General features: G+C 37.9%; 25 protein-coding genes and 2 tRNA genes. 14 read left to right on the forward strand and 13 right to left on the reverse strand.

The genetic code is table 11. The features are described 5' to 3' along the window. Nucleotides 1–302 precede the first annotated feature (302 nt). Both GFH32_RS12805 and GFH32_RS12810 read left to right on the forward strand, forming a co-directional pair. A tRNA-Cys gene (locus GFH32_RS12805) sits at nt 303–373 on the forward strand. A 31-nt stretch (nt 374–404) separates the two neighbouring features. Next, the gene (locus tag GFH32_RS12810; protein WP_153511976.1) at nt 405–584 is read left to right on the forward strand and encodes a spore protein; all 180 of its coding nucleotides are present in this window, start codon (nt 405–407) and stop codon (nt 582–584) included. Nucleotides 585–623: 39 nt separating this feature from the next. Here the strand turns inward: GFH32_RS12810 and GFH32_RS12815 are convergent, their stop codons facing one another. After that, nucleotides 624–1,370, reverse strand: a complete 747-nt coding sequence (locus GFH32_RS12815; protein WP_153511977.1) for a copper homeostasis protein CutC — start codon at nt 1,368–1,370, stop codon at nt 624–626. A 130-nt stretch (nt 1,371–1,500) separates the two neighbouring features. Between GFH32_RS12815 and GFH32_RS12820 the strand changes: the two genes are divergently transcribed. Both GFH32_RS12820 and GFH32_RS12825 read left to right on the forward strand, forming a co-directional pair. Further along, entirely contained in the window at nt 1,501–1,908 is a 408-nt protein-coding gene (locus tag GFH32_RS12820) for a hypothetical protein (RefSeq protein WP_153511978.1), read from the forward strand. A 228-nt stretch (nt 1,909–2,136) separates the two neighbouring features. Then, nucleotides 2,137–3,363: an IS110 family RNA-guided transposase gene (locus GFH32_RS12825; protein WP_153511979.1), complete on the forward strand. Its 1,227-nt coding sequence runs from the start codon at nt 2,137–2,139 to the stop codon at nt 3,361–3,363. A gap of 284 nt (nt 3,364–3,647) precedes the next feature. Here the strand turns inward: GFH32_RS12825 and GFH32_RS12830 are convergent, their stop codons facing one another. The 4 genes from GFH32_RS12830 to GFH32_RS12845 all read right to left on the reverse strand — a co-directional run bounded on the left by GFH32_RS12830 (nt 3,648) and on the right by GFH32_RS12845 (nt 9,065). After that, the gene (locus tag GFH32_RS12830; protein ID WP_202111313.1) at nt 3,648–4,493 is read right to left on the reverse strand and encodes a glycerophosphodiester phosphodiesterase; all 846 of its coding nucleotides are present in this window, start codon (nt 4,491–4,493) and stop codon (nt 3,648–3,650) included. A 94-nt stretch (nt 4,494–4,587) separates the two neighbouring features. Continuing rightward, the gene (locus tag GFH32_RS12835) at nt 4,588–5,835 is read right to left on the reverse strand and encodes a DUF3748 domain-containing protein (RefSeq protein WP_153511980.1); all 1,248 of its coding nucleotides are present in this window, start codon (nt 5,833–5,835) and stop codon (nt 4,588–4,590) included. A 358-nt stretch (nt 5,836–6,193) separates the two neighbouring features. Next, nucleotides 6,194–7,876: a protein-disulfide reductase DsbD family protein gene (locus GFH32_RS12840; RefSeq protein WP_153513081.1), complete on the reverse strand. Its 1,683-nt coding sequence runs from the start codon at nt 7,874–7,876 to the stop codon at nt 6,194–6,196. Between the two features lie 112 nt (nt 7,877–7,988). Beyond that, on the reverse strand, nt 7,989–9,065 hold the full coding sequence (locus GFH32_RS12845) for a PLP-dependent cysteine synthase family protein (RefSeq protein WP_370626528.1): 1,077 nt from the start codon (nt 9,063–9,065) through the stop codon (nt 7,989–7,991). 181 nt (nt 9,066–9,246) lie between these two features. Here GFH32_RS12845 and GFH32_RS12850 point away from each other — a divergent pair, with 181 nt between their 5' ends. Then, nucleotides 9,247–9,705 (forward strand): Lrp/AsnC family transcriptional regulator, encoded by a 459-nt coding sequence (locus GFH32_RS12850; protein WP_153511981.1) that lies wholly within the window; start codon nt 9,247–9,249, stop codon nt 9,703–9,705. Nucleotides 9,706–9,713: 8 nt separating this feature from the next. Here the strand turns inward: GFH32_RS12850 and GFH32_RS12855 are convergent, their stop codons facing one another. The 3 genes from GFH32_RS12855 to GFH32_RS12865 all read right to left on the reverse strand — a co-directional run bounded on the left by GFH32_RS12855 (nt 9,714) and on the right by GFH32_RS12865 (nt 11,716). Continuing rightward, nucleotides 9,714–10,313 carry a TlpA family protein disulfide reductase gene (locus GFH32_RS12855; RefSeq protein ID WP_153511982.1) on the reverse strand — a complete coding sequence of 200 codons (600 nt, stop codon included), beginning with the start codon at nt 10,311–10,313 and terminating at the stop codon, nt 9,714–9,716. A 195-nt stretch (nt 10,314–10,508) separates the two neighbouring features. Beyond that, nucleotides 10,509–11,078, reverse strand: a complete 570-nt coding sequence (locus GFH32_RS12860; protein WP_153511983.1) for a TlpA family protein disulfide reductase — start codon at nt 11,076–11,078, stop codon at nt 10,509–10,511. A gap of 236 nt (nt 11,079–11,314) precedes the next feature. Next, complete coding sequence (locus GFH32_RS12865) at nt 11,315–11,716, reverse strand: hypothetical protein (protein ID WP_153511984.1); 402 nt, start codon at nt 11,714–11,716, stop codon at nt 11,315–11,317. Nucleotides 11,717–11,824: 108 nt separating this feature from the next. On the opposite strand from GFH32_RS12865, the gene GFH32_RS12870 reads away from it, so the two are divergent. The 5 genes from GFH32_RS12870 to GFH32_RS12890 all read left to right on the forward strand — a co-directional run bounded on the left by GFH32_RS12870 (nt 11,825) and on the right by GFH32_RS12890 (nt 15,045). Further along, the gene (locus tag GFH32_RS12870) at nt 11,825–12,136 is read left to right on the forward strand and encodes a hypothetical protein (protein WP_153511985.1); all 312 of its coding nucleotides are present in this window, start codon (nt 11,825–11,827) and stop codon (nt 12,134–12,136) included. A gap of 10 nt (nt 12,137–12,146) precedes the next feature. Beyond that, entirely contained in the window at nt 12,147–12,848 is a 702-nt protein-coding gene (locus tag GFH32_RS12875; RefSeq protein WP_153511986.1) for a DUF2931 family protein, read from the forward strand. Nucleotides 12,849–12,965: 117 nt separating this feature from the next. After that, nucleotides 12,966–13,553 carry a Crp/Fnr family transcriptional regulator gene (locus tag GFH32_RS12880; RefSeq protein WP_194285641.1) on the forward strand — a complete coding sequence of 196 codons (588 nt, stop codon included), beginning with the start codon at nt 12,966–12,968 and terminating at the stop codon, nt 13,551–13,553. Between the two features lie 69 nt (nt 13,554–13,622). Beyond that, a complete protein-coding gene (locus GFH32_RS12885; RefSeq protein WP_153511988.1) occupies nt 13,623–13,859 on the forward strand; it encodes a YgaP family membrane protein in 237 nt (78 codons plus the stop codon). Between the two features lie 571 nt (nt 13,860–14,430). After that, nucleotides 14,431–15,045, forward strand: a complete 615-nt coding sequence (locus GFH32_RS12890; RefSeq protein ID WP_153511989.1) for an RNA polymerase sigma-70 factor — start codon at nt 14,431–14,433, stop codon at nt 15,043–15,045. Nucleotides 15,046–15,436: 391 nt separating this feature from the next. Here the strand turns inward: GFH32_RS12890 and GFH32_RS12895 are convergent, their stop codons facing one another. Both GFH32_RS12895 and GFH32_RS12900 read right to left on the reverse strand, forming a co-directional pair. Next, nucleotides 15,437–16,246 carry a methyltransferase domain-containing protein gene (locus GFH32_RS12895; protein WP_153511990.1) on the reverse strand — a complete coding sequence of 270 codons (810 nt, stop codon included), beginning with the start codon at nt 16,244–16,246 and terminating at the stop codon, nt 15,437–15,439. Between the two features lie 81 nt (nt 16,247–16,327). Next, nucleotides 16,328–16,729, reverse strand: a complete 402-nt coding sequence (locus tag GFH32_RS12900; RefSeq protein ID WP_153511991.1) for a nuclear transport factor 2 family protein — start codon at nt 16,727–16,729, stop codon at nt 16,328–16,330. Between the two features lie 310 nt (nt 16,730–17,039). Between GFH32_RS12900 and GFH32_RS12905 the strand changes: the two genes are divergently transcribed. Together GFH32_RS12905 and GFH32_RS12910 are read left to right on the forward strand one after the other, a co-directional pair. Then, nucleotides 17,040–17,405: an ISAon1 family transposase N-terminal region protein gene (locus GFH32_RS12905; protein WP_153511992.1), complete on the forward strand. Its 366-nt coding sequence runs from the start codon at nt 17,040–17,042 to the stop codon at nt 17,403–17,405. Nucleotides 17,406–17,433: 28 nt separating this feature from the next. Further along, nucleotides 17,434–18,369 (forward strand): ISAon1 family transposase, encoded by a 936-nt coding sequence (locus GFH32_RS12910; protein ID WP_458296204.1) that lies wholly within the window; start codon nt 17,434–17,436, stop codon nt 18,367–18,369. 124 nt (nt 18,370–18,493) lie between these two features. On the opposite strand, the gene GFH32_RS12915 is transcribed toward GFH32_RS12910, so the two are convergent. Next, nucleotides 18,494–18,567: transfer RNA gene (locus GFH32_RS12915), tRNA-Pro, on the reverse strand. A 174-nt stretch (nt 18,568–18,741) separates the two neighbouring features. On the opposite strand from GFH32_RS12915, the gene GFH32_RS12920 reads away from it, so the two are divergent. Together GFH32_RS12920 and GFH32_RS12925 are read left to right on the forward strand one after the other, a co-directional pair. Then, nucleotides 18,742–19,725 carry a hypothetical protein gene (locus GFH32_RS12920; RefSeq protein ID WP_153511994.1) on the forward strand — a complete coding sequence of 328 codons (984 nt, stop codon included), beginning with the start codon at nt 18,742–18,744 and terminating at the stop codon, nt 19,723–19,725. Nucleotides 19,726–19,764: 39 nt separating this feature from the next. Further along, on the forward strand, nt 19,765–20,070 hold the full coding sequence (locus tag GFH32_RS12925) for a Smr/MutS family protein (RefSeq protein WP_153511995.1): 306 nt from the start codon (nt 19,765–19,767) through the stop codon (nt 20,068–20,070). Here GFH32_RS12925 and GFH32_RS12930 read toward each other — a convergent pair. Together GFH32_RS12930 and GFH32_RS12935 are read right to left on the reverse strand one after the other, a co-directional pair. Then, nucleotides 20,065–21,174 carry an SMP-30/gluconolactonase/LRE family protein gene (locus tag GFH32_RS12930; protein WP_153511996.1) on the reverse strand — a complete coding sequence of 370 codons (1,110 nt, stop codon included), beginning with the start codon at nt 21,172–21,174 and terminating at the stop codon, nt 20,065–20,067. The genes GFH32_RS12925 and GFH32_RS12930 overlap by 6 nt on opposite strands. 196 nt (nt 21,175–21,370) lie before the next feature. Then, nucleotides 21,371–22,369 (reverse strand): 3-keto-disaccharide hydrolase, encoded by a 999-nt coding sequence (locus GFH32_RS12935; RefSeq protein ID WP_153511997.1) that lies wholly within the window; start codon nt 22,367–22,369, stop codon nt 21,371–21,373. Between the last annotated feature and the right edge of the window lie 6 nt (nt 22,370–22,375).

The following is a 22,375-nucleotide window of genomic DNA, read 5'->3' on the forward strand; positions in this document are numbered from 1 at the left end:
TTTTTCTTTTTTAATGGTCAACATCATATTGACTTCACAATACTTGCAAAGTTTAGACCAAAAAGTAAATTTATTTAACCTTAGCACGTAAGGTTCTTTATATCAGCGAATTAGTTTAATAAAAAAATGATGAATACAATTACAAGACACATAAAACAGTTCGACCTAAAAGCAAATACAGTTATAAATCTATTATAATCAACGTCTTAATGTGTAAAAACGAAATAAGCCAAATAAAAAGCAAAAAAGGTTTTTATTTTTCAAAACTAAATCCTATTTTTGCATGCCTGTAAAGGTAAAAGGGTCGGATGGCCGAGTGGCTAGGCAGAGGTCTGCAAAACCTCCTACAGCGGTTCGAATCCGCTTCCGACCTCGTTTGAACATTAGAAAAAATATTAACAACAATGGGAGTTACACGTTTAAAAAGAAAAGATAGAAGAAACAAAACTGTTTCACGTGTTGAAGTACAGTTTTTGAAACTTGGACGTAATATTGAATTAGGTTCAAAAAACAAGATGTCTGCAAAAGGTCAAATCGCTAAGAATGACGCGATCTTAAACCAATTAGCTACTGAAGCTAAGTAAGCATTTGTTTTAAACAATATTGAAAGCCTTTAGTGAATACTAAAGGCTTTTTATTTTGTCTACCAATTCGCTTACGCGTTCCGCGGAGCTATGAATAACCATTTCATCCATCCCTTTTACATCGACTTGATTAAAGGCCATTTTAGAGGCCTCTACGACCTTCGCAGATGAATGTACACTCTTGGCCCCTGTGTGTTCGATTATTGCTTTCACGTTACTCTCATCGATCCCAGCGCCAGGCATAATCTCTATTCTACCATTCGCCTGTTCAATTAAGGATTTGATAAGTGCTCTTCCCTCCCACGCAGAATTCTTTTGACCTGATGTTAATAGACGATCACAGCCCAATTCTATTATATCTTCTAAGCTTTGTTGAGGATTGGAACATCGGTCGAAGGCCCTATGGAATACGACACACATGGGCTTCGCTAAATCTACAAGTTCCTGCATACGTACTTTATCGACATTCCCCGCTTGATCTAATATCCCAATAACCACACCATCACAACCTATATCCTTACAATAAAGAATATCTTCTTTAATCTCGGCAAATTCATCCTCGCTATAAAGGAAATCGCCAGATCGTGGTCTAATCAACACGTGTACAGCAATATCAAGAGCTTCACGGACAAGCTTGATTTGTCCATAAGAAGGCGTAGTCCCACCGTTCTCGAGGTTTTGACATAGCTCCACTCGGCTTGCTCCTCCTGTTTGGGCTTGCTTGGCAGAATAAACTGAATTCGCGCAAATTTCAAGGAATATTGAATTGATATTTTTTTCCGTCATAATTTCAAATATATTTCTTTTAACCTAATTATATATTATTTTAGTACAAGAATCAGAATATCAGCGATCTACCAAAACATATCAACCTATTAATTGTTAGAACACTTACGAGCATCAAAATTTAAATGTTATGCCACTTATTTCACAACACAAGGAAGTACAACTCCATCTCTCCAACATGTATGATTCTCTACAAGATAGTGTAGAGAAAATGAAACAAGAGCTAAAAACACGTCGTTCACAATATGAACTAGCATGTCATAAGCATATCGAGTCGGGCTTCCAATTTGAACATCTTTGGTTGAATGCTGATCGCAGTTATCAAAGCAAATTTCAAGAATTTGAAACACATTGTGTTCTTTTGGACATTCTTGGAGATTACCGCGATGAAGAAGGGAACTTCATCCATATTTCTGAAATCATCTTAACGTTAGAGACCCTTCTGCGCTCCTTTGAGCAGCAAGAAGCATATGAAGTATGTGTCATTATAAAAAAATGGCAAGAACACATTCTTCTAAAGCAACAAACAATTATTTAAGCTTTTTCTAAACGCTACCTAATCCGATTCACTATTCATTTTCTGAGTGGCTAAGGCATTTTTATTATTTTTTGTAATGTGTGGTAGACCTAATTCGTCTATCGATTACCTGATAATAAAACGTTCATGATACATCGGGTATCACCAACAGCCATGAAAGTCACGGGCTCATAGTCCCAATAGGCATTTAGCCAAAACGGTATCTTAGTACCAATAAATATAAGACCTATGGCTGTCAGCGGATTACCCTTTATTCTTGACCGTGGTTGTGGACTGGATGTCCACAAAGACACAGTAGTTGCTACCATTAAAGGTAGTGATTTTGATACAGAGACAAAAACCTTCTTAACTTTTACGGATGACTTGTACAATTTAGTGGAATGGCTCCAGGCCCATTCCATTACACAGGTTGCCATGGAGAGCACTGGGGTTTACTGGCGACCGGTTTACGCGGTTCTGGAAGACTATTTTCACATCCTACTGGTCAATGCCCGGCATATCAAAAATGTTCCGGGACAGAAGACCGACAAGAAGGATAGCGAATGGATCACTAAACTGCTTCTTTCCGGTTTACTGAAGGGGAGCTTCATCCCACCACAACATATCCGGGAGCTCAGGGAACTTTTCCGACATAGACGTAAGCTTATCGCTATGCGGACCGCAGAAAAGAACCGGTTACAGAACATCCTTGAATCCGCCAACATCAAACTGAGGAGCGTAGTCAGCGACGTATTTGGGGTAAGCGCCATGGAAATGGTCCGGGCCATGGCCAAAGGTCAACTCGATCCTTTGCTATTGGCAAGCATGGCCAAGGGTTCGCTGGTCAAGAAACACGCAGAGCTACTTAAGGCGCTTACTGGCAAGATTACGGATCATCACCGCTTCATGTTGAACCTAATACTGCAATCCATCGATCATATCAATCTACAAATAGCACAATCAGAGGCTCAGATGGAACAGTACGCAAGGATCATGCACAAGGAGCTGGAACTACTGGAATCTATCCCTGGAGTATCTTCCAGGGTGGCACTGGGAATCGTTTCAGAAATCGGTACGGACATGGCTCAATTTGCAACACATCAGAACCTTTCTTCATGGGCTGGGGTTTGCCCAGGCAACAATGAGAGTGCAGGAAAGAAGTACTCCTCGAAAATAACACGTGGAAACAAGTATCTCAAGACGACGCTCGTGGAGGCAGCATGGGTGGCCTCTAGATCCAAGGCAAATCCATTACTTGCGGTCAAGCATCATCAAATCGCTGCACGAAGAGGTCAGAAGAAGGCTACAATAGCCATCGCACATAAGATCTTGATTGCAGCATACCATGTCCTGAGGGACAATGAAGCCTATCAATTGCATCCACAGGATAAGAAAATACTTGAAAATAGACGACTTAAAAGAATTGACAGATTACAGAAACAATTGAGTACCCTTAAAGACACGTCTTACAAATAAAAGATCGACCTTTTTTTGGTGGTTAGACTCCCCGGAAATAAAACTGATATCAGACGTTAAGAACCAACAGTTGATGCCTTTAGAGCTCGTAGAAAAAATTATACTCTTGTTTTTATTAATCAAGTCATTTCATCATAAATAATCATACACAAGAAACAGAAACAAAATTATCCGGACAAAAAGAATAGACCCTTGAATAATCACTGGTCTAACATTGTATTGGATTACTAAAAAAAACAATAATAACTTTCAGAAAAAAAAGCCGGCTCAGTGGCCGGCGCATTTTATTTAAGTTTAACCCAACTTGCGTTGTTTTTCACCCAGGTGGAGACTTCAATAGGCACATCTGTACACAGATAATCGGAACCCAGTGATAATCCTAAAAGGAAATCATCAACGGAACGTCCAGGCCATAAACTAACAGTCATCCCTTGTTTCTTGGCATCTTTAACCATTGCACGCGTTGTTTGTGTAATGTTAGCCGCTATTCGTTTAATTCCTAATGCTTTTGTTTCATCAATTAATGCTTGCGTCAAAGCTTCGCCTTTGATAAACATTAAATCCGCACTTGGATATTTCTGCTTCAAATACTGTAGTGGTCTTTTATCAAATGAGGTAAGTAAATAATCCGAATTTTGAGGTCTATTTGAATACACTTTATTGTACAACATATCGCAGTATTTATGTAACGTTGCCTCATCATACATCGGTTTATTCGTCTTCATTTCAAACTCAATATAAACTCCAGGTTTGTCTTTAAAGTAATTTACAATCTCATCGAGGGTAGGAATCTCATTCCCCTTTAAGGTTTTTAATTTCTTAATCTCCGCAAGCGTCATTTCTTCAATCACTCCTTCCTTACCGACAATTCTTTTGAGATTATCATCATGAAAGATTACCAACTGCCCATCTTTCGTAATTCTGACATCCGTTTCATAACCACGCATCCCTTGCTCATAAGTAGTCTTGAAGGCCGACAAAGTATTCTCGTCATACTCGTGTGCTCCTGCACGGTGAGCAAATATCTTCACTTCATTAAGCTGTGCGAATGACGAAGAAATCGATGAAATGCCTAGCGACACTCCCAATAGCGTGTACTGAAATAACTTTTTGGTATTTAACATTTTCATTGTTTATTATGTTTAGGTTGAAACATAAAAATACATGAAAATTTTAGAAGAGTAAGGTAAATTCTTTGTTAAGAAATTGGAATCATAAAATTATCTAAATGCTCGTAGTCATTATTTGTATAAATTCACTTTCATTGCAACGCACTATCTGATTATAAAATACAGTTTTATAATTGCGGTCGAAATGTGGTGCGCCGACTATTGGTAATGCATCCATCAAATTATCCGTTAGTTGCTGCAAATTCCCGCTTGCAAATTGAAAGCTATAAACCTGATTGTTTGCGACGAAGCAGACAAACTCGCCGTTCGAATCTAAATTGATTGGGGATGAAATAGAGAATGTGAACTCAGAAAGATATTTCATTTCCCCCGTTTCAACAGAAATACGGACAAGCTGGTTTTTGTAATACAGATCTTTTGCAAGAGCATAAACATATTGACCGTCGGGACTCGCTCTTAACCAATGTCGAAGATCCGAAAGCCCATGTTCAGTATAAGTGAGTCTCTTTTGTATAGTTCCTTGTGGAACCTTTGGCCGTTCCCCAATTTCCCCAACAGCCAGACTATCTTTTAGAATACTTTCACAATCAATATCAACTAAGAAGACCTCGGTGACCAAGTCTCCATTTTCATTGAACGTATTCCCTTGAAAAGCGATACTAAATGTGTTTTTTGATCCAGTAGGATTAGTCACCCAACATTCATCAAAAGCTCGATTTATATCATCGGTTCCCCATCTTGGCTTATCAACGACATCCGATACGATCGCTGCATAAAAAGAACCCTGAACATTAACGGGTTCTTCATTCACTTTTTCGGGTGAATCGATCGGCAACATAACGCCTACAGTTCGAAGCTGAGAATCGATCAGCTCATCATTGTATGTAAAACTTAACAAACGACCATCCGGACTCCACATATGTGAGTGCGTACCTCCGCGTAAACTGCCCGGAACATAGGGTGCTACAATATCACGACTATCCACATAAGACGCTTCATTATTCCTATCCATATCTACCATCACCGCGGTCCTTCGAGTGATATCATAAGGTTTCTCTTTATCGGCATCACACAAACCGTGAATAAAAACCACTTGATTTGTATAAGGATTAAAAGATGCTGCACCAACTCCCGGGCCGTATTCCGATTGATTTGAAGTTTGATAGATGGGATACTCCTTTCCATCAAGTAAATTCATTACCGCAATTGTTCCAGTTTTCGCAATATGGGTTTCATCATTCCGATAATCAAAAAGAATCCACTGACCATCCTTAGATAACACACCATTATGATGGAGTGTATGCCCATGTTCTCCTTGTGTAAGCTGCTTTTGTTTCGACATAAATGAATGATAAATTAACCTCCTAAATGATGTAATAATTGAATGGGATTCTTAATCATATTTGAGGACACTCGCATATATTGAAGTGTACCACATGTAATATCAAATATGAATTAGTGCCACATGCCTGAAATCTTTCATCACATAATGTTTAGAAATCTTCCTTTAAACCATAGTCAAAAGTACTATTTGTCTAGTTCTATTTAATATCAAATTGATAAATAGTGAATCACGTGTCGATGTGATGATTAACTGTATTCATTCGGATTACTAATTGTTGAAAAGGCCCCTATTTAAACAAAAAAGCCCATGATCAGCATACGCTTCACATGGACTCTGAATGATCTATTAGGGATCTTTATTTCGCTTTATAAGCGTCTATAGCGCTCTGCAAATAGGCTGCATAGCTCTCAATATCATAATTTGCGCCACTTGCCGGAACCAATAGTTGCTCATCAGCACCTACGATTGCATACAAGGGTTGGGAATTGCTCTGAAAGCGAGTGATCTGAAAGTCCGTATTTTTCTTACCAACCGTATTGATCTTCTTGCCTGTTTCTTTGGAAACATATTGCTCCGCTTCAGGTAATTTCAAATCGTGCTCATCAACATATAATTCGACTAAAATAAAGTTTTCATTGATTAGACCCTTCACTTTTGGATCCGACCATACCGAGGCTTCCATCTTGCGACAGTTTACACAAGTCCAGCCGGTAAAGTCAATCATCAAAGGCTTATTCTGTGCCTTTGCTGCTGCCAATGCCTCATCATAATCATAGTAAGGATCGAATCCTTTAATTGTTGCACGACTGTGGAAATGGCTATAATGCTTTCTGCTAGCCGCATCCGTTGCCGTTGCGCTTTGACCACTAGCGCTAGAGATATCAAAATCCTGTGTTCCAATTGGAGGAAGGAAGGCTGCAATCGATTTTAATGGAGCGCCCCACATGCCTGGTATCATATAAACCACAAAGGAGAATATTACAATCGTTAATACTAAGCGAGGAACCGATAGAAAAGCTAAGTCACTATCGTGAGAGAACTTGATTTTCCCCAATAGGTAAAGTCCCATTAATCCAAAGATTACGATCCATAGGGCTAGGAATATTTCCCGATCCAATAACTGCCAGTTGTAAGCTAAATCCACGTTGGAAAGGAATTTCATCGCTAAAGCTAGCTCTAAGAAACCTAAAACCACTTTCACACTGTTTAACCATCCGCCTGATTTAGGTAATGATTTTAATAATGAAGGGAACATCGCAAATAATACAAATGGAATGGCTAAAGCTAAAGAGAAGCCAAACATACCCACAGCAGGTCCTAAACGCTCGCCTTTGGTTGCCGCTTCTACAAGCAGGGTCCCGATTATCGGACCTGTACAAGAGAAAGAAACAACCGCTAAACTAGCCGACATAAAGAACAAACCGACCAACCCGCTTTTATCGGAATTGGAGTCAATCTTGTTGACAAATGAACTTGGTAAGGTAATCTCGAATGCTCCGAAAAAAGAAGCCGCAAAGACAACCAGTAAAAGGAAGAATAGGAAGTTGAAAATTCCGTTGGTGGAGAGTGCATTTAAGGCCTCTGGACCGAACGCAATGGTAATCAACATACCTAATGCTACATAAATAACAATGATAAACAGCCCGTATAAAAAGGCTTGAGAAATGGCTTTACTTCTGGAGTCTGATTTCTTGGTAAAGAAAGAGACTGTCAAAGGCACCATTGGGAAGATACAAGGCATTAGAAATGCTGCAAAACCGCCGATAAGGCCAGCGATAAAGATTCCCCAAAGAGATTTTGATTCCTGCGGTGCCGCAACAGCACTTGCAGAAGCTTTTGCTGTCGTGTCTTGACTCACAGAGTCTTGTCCGTCAGAGAAAACAACATCTTCGGTCACTGCCGTATCCAATAGCTGCGTATCAGCGCCAGTGGTAAACTCAACGTCGTCTAGGTTGATCAGACTGTCCGCTTCTTGCGCCTGCACTGACCCCGCGAAAAACAACGCGAAAACTAAAATAATATGAAAAATATACTTCATCATTCCTTATTCCGTGAATAGTTGATTTAAACAATTAAGTTAACCGAGCTGGAACCCGGCTAACTTCTACTAGAAAACTTAACAGCCAACAACAGCTGCATGAAACAAAAGACTATTTATTGAAACCGATTAATGGGTTCTCCAATCTTGCAATAGGATGAAATCCTGTAAACTCAAGATCTGTAGAAATATACCCCTCTTTAACTGGTTGCTCCTTAACTAAATCTGTAGTTAAGTATTTTTTATTATCGTCGCATAGTAATGTCACCACTACAGCGTCATCACCCAATTCTTGCTTTAATTTGATTGCGCCAATCACATTCGCACCTGAGGAAATACCAACCGCTAATCCTAACTGCTGCGCTAACTTCTGTGCCATAATGATAGAATCACCATCCGAGGCACAAACTACAGGATCCAATTCTTCTAACTTCACAATAGCTGGAATAAACTCGTCAGAAATACCTTGAATACGATGTGCACCTACTTTATATCCAGTCGTTAACGTTGGACTTTCTTGAGGCTCTAAAGGATGGATTTTAACCAATGGATTATAGTTCTTCAACTGCTTTCCAACGCCCATAACCGTACCACCCGTTCCGACGCCAGCAACAAATGCGTCTGCAACCAATCCCTGTGATTCTAATTGCAAAGCAATTTCTTTCCCAGTGGTCAATTCATGCGCTTCCGCATTGAAAAGGTTCTCGAACTGCCTAGGTAAAAACACACCACCTTTAGCAGCTAATTCCTCACTTAGTTGAATACTTCCTAAGAAACCACCCTCTTCTTTGCTGACTAATTGAATATCAGCACCCATAGATTTAATAATATCGATGCGTTCTTTACTCAACCAATTCGGCATAATAATTTTTACAGCATGACCTAAGGCTTTTCCAATAGCTGAAAACGCTATACCTGTATTTCCACTCGTCGCTTCAACAATCATATCCGTTGGGCGAATTTGGCAGTTAGCATAAGCTTTATATAAAATATACAAGGCCATACGGTCTTTGATACTTCCTGTTAAATTGTAATTCTCACACTTCACGTAGATCTTCCCAGGTTTCCCCTTATAAGTATATTGAAGTTCTAACATCGGTGTATTTCCAACTAAACACCATAGATGTCTAAATCGGCTATCCAACTCAGGAGATAAACACTTACTAACTGTTGATTCCTCGATCATCATTAAAATTAATTGAATTAGGTATTATTTGTCATTTATTAACTCTACAAAATTCAAATAAAACAAGATATTATTCAACACCTTGATGAATATTCGGTAAATTTTATTGTTTCAGTGGTATTTTTCAAGTAATTTTTCAGAACTTTAAAGAATTGAATCGTTAACACTGAAAAAAATATCGACAATGGATTTGGATCAAACTGACATCAAATTGCTAAAGCTGCTTCAAGCCGATGCGACCCTCAGCAATAAGGAACTATCCTTAAAGCTTCATAAATCTATTGCAGCTATACATGAACGCGTAAAAAAGCTTAAATCAGGGGGATACATCAAAAAAACAGTAGCGATACTCGATCGACAAAAAGTCGGAATCGGTTTAATCTCCTTTTCACAAGTATTCCTTAAAGCCCATACATTCGAAGTGCTTGGCGAATTTGAACGTGAGGTTTCTAAATTTCCGGAAGTAATGGAATGCTATCAAATGGCAGGATCCTATGATTTTATGTTACGTATAGCAACTAAAGACATGGAAGCCTACCATCAATTTTTAAGGCATAAATTAGCAGTTCTACCGCATGTTAATACCGTACAAACCTATTTCGTACTCTCCGAAACCAAAAGTGAGACCGCATACCACTTTTAAAATGATTGCTAATCTTTCTTGATGAGGCTTTCTATTTGTTCCATAAAATTCGATGACGCATAATTAGCAAAGCCTTCATGCTTGAATCGAATACTTCCGTCTTTTGCAAATATTAAAGTCGTAGGTAAAGATCCTGTATAAATTTCATGTGACAAGGGACCATTCAATCGGTGTATTGGCACGGTTAATCCTTCATTCTGCAAATAGTTTTTTCCTACCGCAACGTCATCATCTTGATTGATCATGATAAACTCAACTTGCGGATGATCCTTAAAACGCTCATAAAGGGTTTGAATAGACGGAAATTCCGCCCGACAAGGCGGACACCAGGATGCCCAAAAATTGATGAAAACCACCTTCCCTCGCAGCCTCTCGGTTGAAAAAACATTCCCTTGTTCATCACTATAAGAGAAGTCATGGATTTGTTTTAAGTCTGAGGCTTGTTCTTCAATCTTCGCATTAAAGATACCGGTTTTCATGATCTGCCGTAAAGCCCATGCTTTTGCGTCAGGAGATACTATCAATAAAACGATTACAAGCCCCAAAACAAGACTAAAGCCATGCTCCCGTAGGAAAGAAATAAATTTGTTTGATTCAGGAGTACTCATCTTCTGTTAATTGAACAATTTAAAATAGCGGAAAAACTGAAAAATAAGATTCCTATTTCGATCCTTCATCAGTCATTAAAACTAAGCGACAGAGCTATCGAATTGAATAGCCCCATGCTTAAATCCTCAGCGACGCAGAAGCGTATCGAATTAAAAAATAATCAGTAAATCCTATTGAATTACTAAGCCACGCGACTATTTTGCTTGAATCAACTCGTTCAAGCGGTCTTTAATCTCTTGGGTATCGTAATCTTGTCCCCCTTCGACACGTTCAGCAATATTTCCTCTTTTGTCGAGAACAACCGTTGTTGGAATAGCGCCAGCGAGAAATTCCGAAGGTATTTCGCTATTAGGTATAAATACCGGTAAGTCATAGCTATTATCCTTCATAAAAGCGGTTGATTGTTCAATTTCCGAGTCTACATCCACCATTAAGAAAACGATATTATCGTTGTCCTTATAACCATTCCGTAGGTTATTGATTGAAGGTAGTTCCTCAATACATGGAGGACACCAAGTTGCCCAAAAATTGATAAACACAACTTTTCCCTTCAGGGATTTTAAATCAACGGAATTTCCTTTTTCATCTAGAAATGAAATTTGGTAGTTTCCTTCTGTAATAGGTTCAGCTGAACTAGAAGGAGTTGTTGCAGTTGCCGTTGTCGAATCATTGGTTACCTCAGCGTTTTTCTTTTCAGCGTTACCACATGCTGAAAAACTTAAGGATGTTATTAAAATTAAAGCTGGTAGCAATATTTTTTTCATGATATCTATAATAATTTTTCTATTGAAATGTATTTAAATTGAATGAACGTTCCTTTATAGACTGTAAACTTACCTATTTGTATTTAACAAAAAACTTAGGCAATAAATAAAAGCCTTTATTTTTTACTTAATATATAAATATAAATTGAAATGCAACAGCATTCCTCTTTGCGAATAAGCTGGAGACTAAAAAGGAGTCCTAACTTGGACTTTAGAGAGCAATAACAAATATGAAGCTAAATCAGTAGTTTTCGATCTCTTAAAAAGATTGGAGGAGTGTTAAAGTGCTGTTCAGAGTGATACGTCTGTAAGGATCTATTCAATTTGAATAGCATAGCACTAAAGAACAGTACACTGGTGATAAACGGCAGAACTGGGTTCAGCTGCTTAACTTTTGCTGATATTTTTATTATCTGCTGAATCGTAGACATATCAACCGAAACACACTGCGTTGCTGGTAGCTGTACAAGATTCTGATTAACTTTCGCACTGCTTTGTTCACTGTTGAACGGAATTCCGGCAAGACTTTTAATACTACTTTTGATAGGACATGAGCTCAGCAAAACAAAAAGAGTCAATACCATTAGCGTTGCTAATTGCAGAAAAAAACCAGAAGCTTTCGCTGTTTGATTGCCCATATTGCCCCGAAGTTAAGGCAATTATTACTTGTTGGCAAATCTTTAAGCTATTCCAATATTGTTATTACAATGGATATTTATCTTATATTGTTGTGAAATTACACAGCTATGAACAAGCATATTCCTGAAGAAAATAGCGTTAACTGGAACGTCTCGCTATCAGCTGGACTCATCTTAACAAACACCTTGTTAGCGATTGTTTGTTTCGGTGGCGTTTATGAATTTGACCCGGATAGTATCCGAAGTATCTTCGCCTTTCTTCTTAGTATCACCATATTAATCGGAATTTTTGCTTTTGGTTATCGCGGTAAATCATATCGCTGGGCAATGTGGTTATTTGTTATCCTATTGATAATTTCCATCATGTTATTAGGATTAGCATGGTACGCTACACAATTGGGGAAAGCCTTTAAAAACTAAAACCTACCTCATGAGAATTAACACAGTCAATAAGCTATATATCCTGATTTTTGTCATACTTGCTACATTAGCCGTGATTAAGACTTGTCGCTTTAAGCCTTGGGACCGCTACTTTTACTTCGTGAGTGCGACTTCACCTGCATCCTACCCCATTCACGTTCGTAATTTGTATATGGAAACTGACAATCCGGACGATTTAATTATCATCAACAAAGAAAACACAGAGCCCTACGCAGCAAATTGGGGAGAGGAATACTACTTCATAGAAACAAACGAGAAAGAACAACTGCCAAAACAACTCATCATTCAGTACCTTGATTTCCGTAGTAAATTGTTTTACAAAGATACCTTAGCGCTACCTACAGATGAAATCAGAAAAATATTTAAAGACGCAGCCAAGAAAAACGATGAATTGGACATTTACTATCGAGGTGGAGATGCGAAAGGTCTGACTTTTCTAATTGGGATAGCGAATGAAGGACATATTATTGTCTGGCTAAGGACAAAGACTGAAGATCATATTGTTTTGAAAACCAAACTTACCCCTAAACAACCAAATGCAGAAGACTTATATTATGATGGTTATAAATCTTTTAAAGACTATTATAATGATGTTTTCGCGGATATTTCTGATAGCTTAAAGCTAAAATTTGATTCCGGCTGGGACCGGAATGCCAAATATATTGATAGTCTTCAGATTCCAAAACCGTAGCATACACTATTTTTCAATTCTAACGTTGAGTTTAAGCTCGTTTTCGTATATTTAAGTAGTCACACTACACTAATAAATATGATTACGGAAAAATTTGATTTCCTACTCCACCCTGCCTTGCGGGAGGAGTTTGAAAGAGACGGCGTAAAACTCAGCTTCAAAGCCGGCGATATTCTTGTCGAACCTCAAAAGTGCATTAAGATCATTCCCTTAGTTCTCAAGGGCAACATTCGAGTCCTCCGACAAAACGAAGATGGTCAAGAACTTTTCATCTATTACATCAAAGAAGGACAGTCTTGCGCTATTTCCCTTTCCACCATGATGATGGACAAACTCTCTAATATCAGAGCAATTGCAGAAGAAGACGTCGAACTCATTGGCATCCCCTCTCCTGTTGCACGCCACTGGTATGAAACCTACCCTGCATGGAGATGGTTTGTCCTAAACACCTTGGATTTCCGATATGAGGAGATTCTCTCCACTTTAGACAGCGTTGCATTCAAGAAAATTGACGAACGATTAATTGAGTACCTAGCAACTAAGTCGGAAAGCATTCAAAACAATAGTTTGACTATTACGCATCAAGAGATCGCCAATGAATTGTCCACTTCTCGCGAGGTGATTTCTAGGCTATTGAAACAGTTGGAACAGCGTGGTATGGTAAAGCTTTTCCGAAACAAAGTGGAAATAATTTCCCTTGTGTGATAAAAGTCACTGACAAGGGTTACTTCAAATGGGCATATTTGTCTTAAACAATCACGCTACACCAATACTATGAGACAAAATTTGGGAACAATCGACCGAGGTATTCGAGTATTCGCAGCACTTGCAATTGCGATACTGTTTTTCTCGGAAACAATCAGCGGAACGATTGGAATCGTTCTGATGATCTTTGCTGGCGTTATGATACTAACCAGCCTAATGGGTTACTGCCCACTGTACAGTTTGTTGGGAATCTCCACTTATAAAAATAAGAATCAGAATCCCTATCAACAAAAATTAGATAATTGAACCTCGAAAATCAAGAGCATATCGGGATAGACTTAAGGCAAAAAGAATCTATCACAATAAAAAAAATGCATCACACTATCTAATTTCACAAATAAGTAAGAACCCTGGCTTTGCTCGAAGTCAGGGTTTCTTATTTCTATCGCATTCCTATCTAAACATGTTATTCATAATCTCGAAACGAGAAAGACAGAAATGAGAAATCTAGCGCATAGATAGTTTTTAAGCTTTCTCAAAGCCGTGTTTGTTCTCAGGTTGATGAGATATGGATCGAAGGAGGTACGAAGGAAGAGTAGAACAGATAAGACTTAAACTGATTGCAATTTTATATTGGAATCATAATAAAATAATTTAAACGACCTTGAATTTTACAGGGATATATTTCCCCCCATCGCACCAACATTAAACTTTCAATTTAAATGATTGATAAAGCATTAAGGTATTATGTGTCACAAAAAACTATAACGAAATTATTTTCTTGTTTTAAGTGAAATAAAAACTAAAACTATTATTATTACATATATTTTTAACATTAGGTTATCTCTATTCATATTTCGAAGCTAACAATAAGATTATGCCTCATTGCTCCAACGATGATCTGAATTCGAACGAACAACGACTTCTTACCGCATTAAAAAATGGGGAGGAATGGGCTTTTTCCGCTATCTACGAACAATATTGGAGAAAACTGCTTGGCATCTCCTATCGATTGGTTCGCGACAAAGATTTAGCAACAAGTATCGTACAAGATCTGTTTATCTATTTATGGCAAAAGCGAGAAATATTACAAATTGACTCTTTAGAATCTTATCTCTCTACTGCTATCCGATTTTCCACCTACAAAGTACTACATCAAAATAAACGACGAACAGCCGTTCATGCAGAATTAGCGAATGAGATTAGCAGCGACATAGATGAACAACAAATTGACGCCTTGTTTCTAAAAGAATATTTGCAGACCGGAATTTCAAAGCTGCCAACAAAATGTCAATTGGTTTTCAAGCTTAGTAGGGAAAATTATCAGTCGTATAAAGAGATCGCTGAACAATTGAATATTTCCGAAAAATCAGTAGAGGCCCACATAAGTAGAGCATTAAGATTTCTACGGCATATGAGAACCGGTTATTCCCCTTCTGTCGGAATCGCTTGGAGATTGAAAGAAGAGAATTTCTTAAAAAATATTAACTGATTAAACCAGCAAAAGCTTCGCGCTAGTGCAGTACGAACTGGAACGCAGAACTTAGGGGATAATTTATTTTTACCGAATGATAGCGTTGGAGTTGCCAAATATTACATCACATATTGACTCCCCCTATTCTTTAAATCCTAATAAATTTCATGATTTGGTGATAAAAAAAGAAGAAAAACAAAAATTCATGTTCAAAATCCAACAAAAACAGCAAGAGATTGAACATTTAAAAAAACAGCGATATTCAATATAAACTTATGTTCTAAAATCCATTGGTATTCGTCTTACGGGTTTTATATATAAAAAATTAATTAAAAATCAAATACACAACTGTTTATTTTAAATTCTGATTTTCAGCACATATTATATCCAAAATTGGCATTAATTTGAATTAAACATACTCATCTCTTTTCCGACCTCTAACTTCTGTTAGCTTCATCGTCATCCGTTGAGCTTCACCAATTATCCATTCCTCATATTCTTCAATTGCTAGCAACCTTAACTCTTCAGAAATATATCCTTCCTCCACTACTTGCTTTAAATTGGCTACTTTTGACCATATTCCGATTCTTGATAAAAAATTATCATCTCCTTTCTTATATATTTCATCGGAATTGAAAGCTTCAATAGCAATAAAGCCTGCTCCATCGAAATAGTCGACTAATTCATCGGAAATATGATTATTCATTCCTGCATCGGAACGCCACTTCAAAAAAGATTGATAATATAATTGCATGCTCGTAGGCGGCTGAGGATCCCATTCTAATTTCTCATGATTAAAATCAAGGATGGATAACTGACCTCCAGGTTTCAGCAATTCTTTCATTTTTAGTATAGCGTCTTTTGGATTATTTAACCATTGTAAGGTACGCGCTGAAACAATTAGATCAAACTTCTCATCGGTATTGTAGTTAAATAAATCACAATGGACGAGTTGTAAATTTTTTGTTCCAGAATAACTTTCTTTTCCACTTACAATAAACTTCTCAGTATTATCTATCCCAGTAATATGACCGTTAGGCCCAATAATTCTCGCAATCCCATTGGATATAGCACCTGTACCACATCCTACATCCAACACTCGTAATCCTTCCTCTAGAATCGGAATTAAAGTAGCATAGTCTTTTTCCAAGCTACGATTATCAAATATTTTATTTGAAGCCTGATGGTCACGATTAATAATTTTGTTTTCGTTTAGCATGACATAAAATTAGATTACTTTCTCTTAAAACATATAACCATTTTCTAGTTATATAAAACCTTCCCAATCTATAAACGAAAATTATTCATTTGTATAAACTTTTTTAAAGGAAGAACCCACCTTATGCTGATCCTCAGGAAAATTAAAGACTTCCACTATTTTTTTATTCTCTATTTTCCAAAGCAGACAAGACATGTTGTTCAAATTATCCTCTCCATCTAACTTGCTCCAATTGCGATGAAAATCAATAACAAATTGATCATTATATCCAACAACATTTGAGGACGCCTGAAACGATGCTTTATTAAGCTGACTTAGAAAAGCAAGGACATCATTCAATCCTTTTTTAGTTTCACTTAATGGATGGTTACCTGGAATATGCCATTGGATATCATCAGAAAGAATCTGTCTTACTGCATCTTCGTCATTACTAACATACGCTTCATAAAGGCTCTGTACTATCTTAGTATTACTTTCAATCATTTAGCTAAAATAATAGAATATTCATCAGATTTTAAACTTTCACTTTGCTCATAAATAAGTAAAGGAGATTCAGTAACCTAAACTGAACACAATCACGTACTATTTAAAATGAATTAAGTATGATCGATACATAGATAATGAATTACTAGCTCATGAGAAGAACAAGTCTACCATGATCTACACACATATCAAAGATATTGATAAGAAAAAGACTACATGAGACTTCCTAAACCTTAATTTAGGATCAAGTACAAAAGTTGTGGAGGGGATAAAAAATAAATAGATATTTGTGCTTTGAACTTTTAGAGAGATGCACGATTCATTTAAAGCTTTAATACCCCTTATCATTCCTGAAGGAGTTTCCAATTATTTTGAGATGACCCACCATTCTCAAGGCGAGGGTCGCTTAGATATTTTCCTAGAAGAGATGAATATTATCCCAGAGGAATTTGAACACAATAAACTAGTTTCAAAAGGCTTTTATGAACCTGTAACCCTGCAAGATTTTCCTATTCGCGGACAGCAGGTCTATCTTCATGTCAAACGACGCAGATGGCTTAACCAGGATACTGATCAAGTGGTTTACAGGAATTGGGAATTAGTAGCTAAAGGAACGCGGATCACACAGGATTTCGCGGCTTTTTTAAAAGGTATCAGCGGACAGCCAAGCACATAGCATCCAGACCATCAGTTCATTTTATGGAATATCAGCCAGTAAATTAAGGAGATATTACCGCAATAAACTAAGCGGTTTCCAGGATTGGGAGCATCGCGAAAACGCAAGGGATGGATTGATCTTCCCCCAAAATATCAGCGGCCATCTTTCCATTGACGAGACCTGCCTATCCCATGGGGAGCTCTATACCGTTGTTACCAACAAAGAAGCACATGGTAAAAAGGGGACTATTGTCGCTATACTAAGCGGCACAAAATCAGAGAACATTATCCCCATTCTTCAAAAGATTCAACATCGATTACGCAATAAAGTTCAGGAGATAACACTTGATCTAGCTGGTAATATGGGACTGATAGCCAAAAGATGCTTTTCCAATGCTGTTCAGGTAATAGACCGTTTCCATGTCCAGCAATTAGCCACTGAAGCGCTTCAAGAAATAAGGATAAAGCACCGCTGGCAGGCAATAGAGGAGGAAAACCAAGCTATTGAAGCGGCTAGGAAAGTGAAAGAAACCTATCTGCCAAAACTATTACCCAATGGAGATACCGTAAAACAAATGCTGGCAAGAAGCCGGTACCTGCTTTATAAGAGTGAACATAAATGGACTTTAGAACAAAGAGAAAGGGCGGGTGTACTATTTGAACGATATCCGGATGTTGGAAAGGCCTATAGGCTAGCTCAGGAACTCTCTTGGATCTTCAACACAACAATTGATAAGATCTATGCCTTTACCAGACTAGCTAAATGGGCGGATAAAGTTGAACAAGCTGGCTTCAGGTCATTCAATACCGTCTCCAGAACCATAAATATCCATCACAAAAAAATATTGAACTACTTCGACAACAGAAGTACTAATGCATCCGCAGAGTCTTTCAATGCAAAGATAAAAGCTTTCAGAAGTCAGTTTAGGGGAGTAGGGGATATCAATTTCTTCCTGTTCAGATTGACCAAATTATTTGCTTAATCCACAACTTTTGTACTTGATCCTTAATTTACCGATCCTAATAACAAATTGAAAAATAAGCGATTTCGTCCGAACTATTTAGGAAACAAAAAAAAGCCACCGTTGTAAAACGGTGGCTTTTTAGTCGGGGTGGCAGGATTCGAACCTACGACCTCCACATCCCAAATGTGGCGCGATACCGGGCTACGCTACACCCCGAAAAGGTATCACCTTTATTGTGGCACAAATATACAACCTTTACAATTACTTGCAAAGTGCATTTTTCACGTTTTTCAATAACATCCTGATTCTTTGAGAAATAATTTAACATTTCTAAGTTTTGGAGATTTAAATTCGATGTTGAAAAGGAAAATGTAAGCATTAACCAGTATATTGGCATACTATTTTGTTAATTACTTGGGATTCGGAGATGATGTGATCATCATGAAAACATCGACTCCATTTTTGCGTTTATATTTAAAAGTACTCATGAAATTTAAGTATCTATATCTTGGCTTAACTGTTTTACTTGCGTCTTGCAACTCGAATAGCAATAATAAAGAGAGTGATTCGAATTCCTCAGATTCAAGCGGGAATTCTGAGTACGCATTGTCTAAAGCTGACATGTTTCAAGATTACTTAGATGCGCTAGATACAACGGATATAAACAGCATAGACAAAGCGAATAAAAAATTTAAGGAAATCTTTAATCCTGGCGATACAATCAATAACGACCAGGGGGTTGTAGATATCGTTGATTTCATGAACAAAGTTGCTGCATATGGTCATCAATCAGCAATAGATGATGACATTGATTACAGTGGCTTAGTGGATATCGAAATTGCTGGCGGAAAAGCGCCAGGGAAATTGGAAGATGCCTATGAAAAGATTAAGAAGAACGGATTCCGTATTAGACAATCTGAGGGTATGTACAGCTTACAGATCAATCCCTTTTTCATTCAAAAAGAATTCTATCCCTATATCTCTTCCAATATGGAGATTATGTTACAGCAAATTGCAAAAGAGAACTTAGAAGGTTATGCAGAAGATGCGGCGATAACTATTCCATATCAAAGTTTGGTTCAGCGCGTGGTTTGGTGGGAAGATTTCTTAAAAAATAACAGTAACAAAGCATACACAGCACTTGCCCAAGAGCAATACGGGAAATATTTCAATGCCCTAATTATTGGAATGGACAATACCCCAGCCATTGAAAGTGAACAAATTGCACCATATTTTCAAGAAGCGTATAGCTATTTAAAAGATTTTGCGCCTAATTCAACTAGTTATCAGCAGTTACAGCCCTATATCGACTTATTAGAGCAGGGGAAAATTGAAGAGGCGAAGGGCTTTGTTGAAGGTTTATTAAAGCGATAACTTCTTTGATGCCCATTTTAAAAGCTTACTTTTGCAAGCATGGCACGATCATTAGCAAAACCTTCAAAAACCGTAGACCTTCACGCAGAGGCTTTTCTTACAGATCTTGATCAATACGAACAAAATGAACTCTTAGGTGAAGCAATCGAATTTCTTCGCGAACAGCTTGATGGAGCTATATACTGGGATTATCCAGAAATAAGATTTATTCACGGAAAAGGAAAAGGCTTGCTGAAACAAGCCGTGTATGAAGAATTAAAATACTACAAGCAATCCGGCGCCATTTCAAATTACTACCCCGCCTATCATAATGAAGATATCGTTGTCGTTTTAATTGGACTATAAAACCTTTACGCGATAAACCTGATAAGGATATTGAGCTTTGTCCTCTCCTCCATTCCATTGCGGCAACAATTGCATTTGAGCACATGAAAAATACAAGTACCCATCGGTACCTACACCTAATGAGTCAGGCCAAAGCAGTCTTGGATCCTGAACGATAAGTTCAATTTTTCCTTCGGGAGTAATTCTTCGTATGGAATAGTCAAGGGAATTAGTGAGGTAAACATTCCCAACAACGTCTGCAACAAGTCCATGTGTAACCCCCACTTCAGCTACGGTCTCAATTTTATCCACTAATTCTATATCACGTAAATTCTTATCGGCAAGATATTTCGTCTCAATACGATATAAATTCAACGCATTGATTGGCTTGAAATAAAACCACTTATTGTCTTTTGTTAAAGCTATCCCATTGATGTTGGAAGAAAAGGGATTGCCCTCTTTATCACGCATTTCCTTCCCTTCGTAACTCAACACAATGCTTCGATCAGACAACGTGTATTTGGAATTCGTTAATAGCGTTCTAGAACTTCCGGTTTTCAAATCTAAGACAACAATTCCTGCCTGACCCGGATCCGACAGATAGGCTAAGTCTTTGTCAGTATCTACACGAACATCATTGAGTGATGATCGTGATTTATTTAATCCCTCAAAATTATAGACATGCATTAAGCTATCATTAGATAGATCAAAACGAATTAGTTTAAACTTTCCTTCTTGATCATTTGCAGTGATGTTGGCATTCCCGAAAATAGAGTTTGATGCTGCGGGCTTGCTGTCTAAAATCCAGAGGTGATCATTTATATCAACATAGATATCTTGAACATTGACATAATGTTTCTGCTCATCCCCCATTGATAATTGCCACTTATGGTTCGGATAGGGCTTCATCTTCCCTTCAACAATCTCAGTCATTCCAAATAAATAAGGCTCTCGATGCGGGAAAGAAACAAATATTCGGTTCTTAGAAGAAACGCTCACCCCTATCGGCTGTGCTTTGTCAAAAGAAGCAACAACTTCCAAATTTCTCTGAGACGTACTGTCCTGTGCAAATCCATCTTCCATACTCAATAAACAAACAATGCTAACGTAGATTAATTTTCTCATGTAGTGCGATAAATACCAATTACTAATTAAACGTTTTGAAATGGGAATTTATGATTTACTATTGACTATTAAAATAAATATTGATGATTCCTTCCAATCCATAATACTGCAAACACGTAATGAATCAGCTAGCAACAAAAAAAGGAGCTACTGCAATGTGTAGCTCCCTTCGGTTATCTTATGTTCATTCTGTCGCCTATTTTGCGGGCGTCAGCGTGATCTTTCTGAATTCGATGGCTCCATGGTCACCTTGGATATAAAGTGGCCCTGGCTCGCCTTCTTTACTGTCTAGCGCTCCTCCAGTAATACCAGGAATTTCCTGATTATTGATAATCGTTTTGCCGTTTGCAACAATTGTCACCAGTCGACCAACAAGCGTAATATCAAACTTTTGCCATTCATTGGCTCCTAATGTTGCCATTTCATTTGGCGCAAGGAATCCATAAACACCACCAAAATATAGAGATCCTGGATGTTTATCTTTCGGCGAGTCTTCAATTTGAACCTCATAACGTCCACGTAGGTAAACGCCTGAATTACTTCCTTCAGGATAACGGAACTCCAAACTCAGTTTAAAATCTTGGAAACTTTGCTCGGATACCAAATTGGCACCAGCTCCCTGATTGGTCAAGATACCATCTTTAACAACCCACTGATTCTTTTCATTCGAAGGCTTCCACCCTGTCAAATCTTTACCATTAAACAATTCTACTGCTGTTCCCCATTCTACCGCTTTATCACGCACCAAATACGGTGCTTTTACACCCGTAAAAGTATATTTTTCACCGTTATTGGAAGTAATAGTACCCTTTAATTCACCTCCAGCTAATTCTCCTTCAATAACAAAATCACCTTCGCCACCTTCCCATTGTGGTGGAATAGCAAACGAAAACTTACCGTTCGTTAATTTAATGTGTGATATTGGACGATTACTGCCGCTATCTCCTACCCAAGATCCAACAAGTGTCGTAAATCCAGATAATTTAATTTCGATCCATGAGGGTACCGAAGTTCCTTTCTTATCAACGGTCAAATCCCATCTTCCCAATAACTCTTTCGACTCTTCGGGAATAGTCTGAGACGCTGGATTATGCACCTCCTCTTCTTTCTTCTCTTGAGTTGCATTCTTACAAGAGCTTAAACTCAAACTTAAGATCGTGGTAAAGGCCAGACCCGTTGCAAATTGTTTAATCATTTTTAT

Source organism: Sphingobacteruim zhuxiongii, from assembly GCF_009557615.1.
Taxonomy (GTDB): Bacteria; Bacteroidota; Bacteroidia; order Sphingobacteriales; family Sphingobacteriaceae; genus Sphingobacterium; species Sphingobacterium zhuxiongii.

What these genes read in the sequence shown, in the direction of transcription:
- GFH32_RS12850 (WP_153511981.1), top strand. Translation starts at nt 9,247, where the DNA reads ATGGATTTGGATCAAACTGACATCAAATTGCTAAAGCTGCTTCAAGCC.
- GFH32_RS12925 (WP_153511995.1), top strand. Translation starts at nt 19,765, where the DNA reads ATGGCACGATCATTAGCAAAACCTTCAAAAACCGTAGACCTTCACGCA.
- GFH32_RS12830 (WP_202111313.1), bottom strand. Translation starts at nt 4,493, where the DNA reads ATGAAAATGTTAAATACCAAAAAGTTATTTCAGTACACGCTATTGGGA.
- GFH32_RS12855 (WP_153511982.1), bottom strand. Translation starts at nt 10,313, where the DNA reads ATGAGTACTCCTGAATCAAACAAATTTATTTCTTTCCTACGGGAGCAT.
- GFH32_RS12835 (WP_153511980.1), bottom strand. Translation starts at nt 5,835, where the DNA reads ATGTCGAAACAAAAGCAGCTTACACAAGGAGAACATGGGCATACACTC.
- GFH32_RS12900 (WP_153511991.1), bottom strand. Translation starts at nt 16,729, where the DNA reads ATGATTGAAAGTAATACTAAGATAGTACAGAGCCTTTATGAAGCGTAT.
- GFH32_RS12825 (WP_153511979.1), top strand. Translation starts at nt 2,137, where the DNA reads ATGGCTGTCAGCGGATTACCCTTTATTCTTGACCGTGGTTGTGGACTG.
- GFH32_RS12890 (WP_153511989.1), top strand. Translation starts at nt 14,431, where the DNA reads ATGCCTCATTGCTCCAACGATGATCTGAATTCGAACGAACAACGACTT.
- GFH32_RS12905 (WP_153511992.1), top strand. Translation starts at nt 17,040, where the DNA reads ATGCACGATTCATTTAAAGCTTTAATACCCCTTATCATTCCTGAAGGA.
- GFH32_RS12885 (WP_153511988.1), top strand. Translation starts at nt 13,623, where the DNA reads ATGAGACAAAATTTGGGAACAATCGACCGAGGTATTCGAGTATTCGCA.
- GFH32_RS12930 (WP_153511996.1), bottom strand. Translation starts at nt 21,174, where the DNA reads ATGAGAAAATTAATCTACGTTAGCATTGTTTGTTTATTGAGTATGGAA.
- GFH32_RS12935 (WP_153511997.1), bottom strand. Translation starts at nt 22,369, where the DNA reads ATGATTAAACAATTTGCAACGGGTCTGGCCTTTACCACGATCTTAAGT.
- GFH32_RS12820 (WP_153511978.1), top strand. Translation starts at nt 1,501, where the DNA reads ATGCCACTTATTTCACAACACAAGGAAGTACAACTCCATCTCTCCAAC.
- GFH32_RS12845 (WP_370626528.1), bottom strand. Translation starts at nt 9,065, where the DNA reads ATGATGATCGAGGAATCAACAGTTAGTAAGTGTTTATCTCCTGAGTTG.
- GFH32_RS12840 (WP_153513081.1), bottom strand. Translation starts at nt 7,876, where the DNA reads ATGAAGTATATTTTTCATATTATTTTAGTTTTCGCGTTGTTTTTCGCG.
- GFH32_RS12865 (WP_153511984.1), bottom strand. Translation starts at nt 11,716, where the DNA reads ATGGGCAATCAAACAGCGAAAGCTTCTGGTTTTTTTCTGCAATTAGCA.
- GFH32_RS12810 (WP_153511976.1), top strand. Translation starts at nt 405, where the DNA reads ATGGGAGTTACACGTTTAAAAAGAAAAGATAGAAGAAACAAAACTGTT.
- GFH32_RS12815 (WP_153511977.1), bottom strand. Translation starts at nt 1,370, where the DNA reads ATGACGGAAAAAAATATCAATTCAATATTCCTTGAAATTTGCGCGAAT.
- GFH32_RS12860 (WP_153511983.1), bottom strand. Translation starts at nt 11,078, where the DNA reads ATGAAAAAAATATTGCTACCAGCTTTAATTTTAATAACATCCTTAAGT.
- GFH32_RS12875 (WP_153511986.1), top strand. Translation starts at nt 12,147, where the DNA reads ATGAGAATTAACACAGTCAATAAGCTATATATCCTGATTTTTGTCATA.
- GFH32_RS12895 (WP_153511990.1), bottom strand. Translation starts at nt 16,246, where the DNA reads ATGCTAAACGAAAACAAAATTATTAATCGTGACCATCAGGCTTCAAAT.
- GFH32_RS12870 (WP_153511985.1), top strand. Translation starts at nt 11,825, where the DNA reads ATGAACAAGCATATTCCTGAAGAAAATAGCGTTAACTGGAACGTCTCG.